The sequence below is a fragment of the Frankia sp. BMG5.23 genome, from assembly GCF_000685765.2.
Lineage (GTDB): Bacteria > Actinomycetota > Actinomycetes > Frankiales > Frankiaceae > Frankia > Frankia casuarinae.
The window spans coordinates 1-3,060 of the sequence record NZ_JDWE01000134.1 but is presented as its reverse complement, the minus strand read 5'-3'; the positions used below and the strand labels follow the sequence as shown (position 1 = coordinate 3,060).

Sequence of the window (3,060 nt, the reverse complement as noted above, 5' to 3'; positions counted from 1 at the left end):
CCGGGCCCGGATCCTCACACCACCACCGGCCCCAGCCCCCCGCACCCCGTCTCACACCGTCTACCTGCACAAACAGACTTTGCGGGTCACCCTGCACGAGGCCGACCAACATGGATTGGTCTGTTTCATCACGCCATCGGGCTTTTCCACTGGCCCTGGCGGCCGTGGCCTGCGCGACTATCTCCGTCGCACCTGTCACGAAGGATGGGTTATCAACCTCTCTCCCGAGGGACAGCGCGCGGATGTTGCCACCCGCGTCTTTCCAGCAGTCGCGCAGCCATTGGGTATCTATATCTTCGTACGCCGCGCGGGGAGCTCTCCGGACGGCTCGACCCGGATCCACTACCGCTCGATCTCGGGCCGACGCGAGGAGAAGTTCAGACAGCTGGCCCATGTGGAGATTGACGACGGCGGCTGGAGGGATACGCATCGCGAGCGATCTCGTCCGTTCACGCCGACTACGCAATCGGCGTGGGAGGACTTTCCAGAGATTTCCGATATATATCCGTGGGGAAGTCCTGGAGTAAAGGCAAACCGCTCCTGGGTGGCTGCTCCCAGCGCGGAGATCCTGCGTCGCAGGTGGGCGCGTTTGGTCCGCGAGGACGACCCGGACGCGAAAGAGGAGCTTTTCAAGGAGACTCGGGACCGCACGCTGCTACGTGCGGTGTCGCCGCTCCCCGGATACTCTGGACCTCGAGTGCCTATCGGGCGGGAGAGTAGCCTGACCCCACCTGTGATCCGGGTCGGGTTCCGCAGCTTCGATCGACAGTGGCTGATTGCCGACCCCCGTGTGCTGGATTTCGCCCGACCAGACCTGTGGGCCTCACTTCACGACGACCAGATCTTCCTCAACCAACAGTCCTCGCATGAGATCGAAAGCGGACCGGCGGTTGTGGCGACCGCATTACTTCCAGACACCCACCATTTTAATGGGCGGGGTGGAAGAATTCTGCCGCTACTGCAACCGGATGGCTCAGCCAACGTTCCAGGCGGACTGCTATCCTATCTTGCCAGCGCATTCGGACTGGAGAAGGTTACCGTCTTGGATCTGGCTGCTTATACAGTCGCAGTCGCGGGGCACTCGGCCTTCACCGAGCAGTTCGCGGAAGAACTGCTCACGCCCGGCGTTCGACTTCCTGTCACACGGAACCTCGAGAGCTGGCGAAAGGCGTTGTCGATCGGAGCCGAGATCCTGTGGGCTTCGACCTACGGCGAAAGGTGTGCAGATCCGGATGCTGGTCGTCCCACCCGCGACGTCAGGTTCAAGAGCGGGGATCCACGTCAGGTCCGATACTTGACCAATATCCGGAAACAGATCCCAGAGAATTTTCACCACGACCCAACAACAAACACTCTACATGTTGGCGCAGGGTCTTTTGGGAACGTTCCAGAGGAGGTATTGACCTTCAACGTCGGCGCGATGCCAGTAGTTAGGAAATGGTTTGGATATCGCAAGTTTTCCCCCAACAGCAAGAAGACGAGCCCGCTCGACGATATTCACGTCGACAGCTGGCCCCGTGAGTGGGCCGCAGAACTCGTCGAGCTCCTGTCGGCCCTACGCCGCCTCGTGGATCTGGCACCGGCGCAGCGCGATCTTTTGGCCGAGGTTCTGGCGGGTCCCATGGTGACCCAGCAGGATCTCGCGGTTGCGGGAGTGCTCCCTGTGCGTCCCGCCGCACGGAAGCCGCGGTATGAAAACCCGGTCGGGCTGTTCGTGGACGGAGACGCCTGACCGACGCTGACGGGCGGAACTGCGACGAGGCGAGGTCCGGTTCAGGACAGGACAAGCCGGACCGCCTGGTCGCGCGAGATCGTGCCCTGTGCAAGCTGGCGCAGGGCACGCGGCGCCTGCTGCCAGGTCCGCCTGGATCCGGCGGCGGCCTCCAAGACGTCCGCGAACGACACGACCGCGGCGAGGCGGGCCTCGGCTTCCTCCTGCCGGGCGCGATGGAAGATAGCCGCGCCGAGCATGGTCACCGACAGCGCCCCACCGGTGTCCGTGATCAGCTTCAGCCATCTCAGCGTGGGCACCTCGGCGGCCAAGACCTGGGCGGCCAAGCCACGTGCCTCGACCGACGCCAGCTCGCCATCCGGCGATGGCAGGTCCGCGACCATGAGTTCAGCCAGTATTCGATGCTGTGATTCCGTGAGCTCGATGTGCGGGATCGACATGGGACCATACCTAGCACATGCGGCGGAAAACGTAAAACCGACATCCCCCGAAAGGGTCAGGGAATCATGTAACCTTAATATAATGCACGCAATCATTCGATCTACATCTGCAACATAACCGTCTTCCATGGAGAACGAGAAGGCCATTCTTGATAGTTTTGATATTTGTTGACTAGTACTCTAACCGCGCGATGGAAACACCAAGCGTCTGCCATCCGAGGTCGCCATGGTGGCGCCTTCTACTCAACGTAGCCAATCAAGTGGGGCCATATTTCGATTCCTTGAAATTCAGGTGTCGCACGGTCACACCAGCCAATCCCCTTATCCGATCTGCCTGGCGTTCGTGTTGCCGACGTAGCCGGCCCGGCGGATCTTCGCGCGGGTGGGTTCGATGGACACGGTCGGGCCGTTGACCTGCAGGTTTAGGCTCGCACTAGTGCCGGTTGGGTGCACTCATCAATGAGCCATTTCAAAGTTGGTTTTCCTAAAGGCCCTCGGTGGCGAGGACGAGGGCGGCCTGGGCGAAGGTGCCGACGCGGCGTGGGCAGCCACGGAAACGGTCGAATATGTGCCAGTTCTTGAGGACCGCGAATCCTCGTTCGCCTTGTGAGCGGGTGGTGGCGTGGGTCCGGTTGGCCTCCTTGTCACGGTCGGGGAGGTCGTTGTTCTTGGGTTTCTTGATCGGGACGAGGAGGCGGTCGCCCTCGCCGCCGACGTAGCCCTTGTCCGCGTAGAGGTAGAGCTCCGAGCGGTCGATCAGATCGAGAATGTCGTGCATCCGGGCCGCGGTGAGGTCATGGACGGAGCCGGGAAGCCCTTCGGAGATCCAGATCAGCCGGCCGTAGGGGTCGGTGAGGCCCTGCAGGTTGATGCCGTGGTACTTGTGCT

3 protein-coding genes are annotated in these 3,060 nt (G+C 61.8%); 1 reads left to right on the top strand and 2 read right to left on the bottom strand.

Features of this window, described 5'->3' with window-relative positions:
• The coding region (locus BMG523DRAFT_RS22070; protein WP_304437770.1) for a type ISP restriction/modification enzyme at positions 1-1,732 on the top strand (1,732 nt) is incomplete at its 5' end.
• A 41-nt stretch (positions 1,733-1,773) separates the two neighbouring features.
• Here BMG523DRAFT_RS22070 and BMG523DRAFT_RS22065 read toward each other — a convergent pair.
• Together BMG523DRAFT_RS22065 and BMG523DRAFT_RS22060 are read right to left on the bottom strand one after the other, a co-directional pair.
• Positions 1,774-2,172 (bottom strand): hypothetical protein, encoded by a 399-nt coding sequence (locus BMG523DRAFT_RS22065; RefSeq protein ID WP_011435549.1) that lies wholly within the window; start codon positions 2,170-2,172, stop codon positions 1,774-1,776.
• Between the two features lie 484 nt (positions 2,173-2,656).
• Positions 2,657-3,060, bottom strand: a 404-nt coding sequence (locus tag BMG523DRAFT_RS22060) for a transposase family protein (protein ID WP_043592291.1), incomplete at its 5' end; no start/stop codon positions are given.

Excerpts from the sequence above, each read along its gene's own strand:
- BMG523DRAFT_RS22065 (WP_011435549.1), bottom strand. The coding sequence starts at position 2,172 with ATGTCGATCCCGCACATCGAGCTCACGGAATCACAGCATCGAATACTG.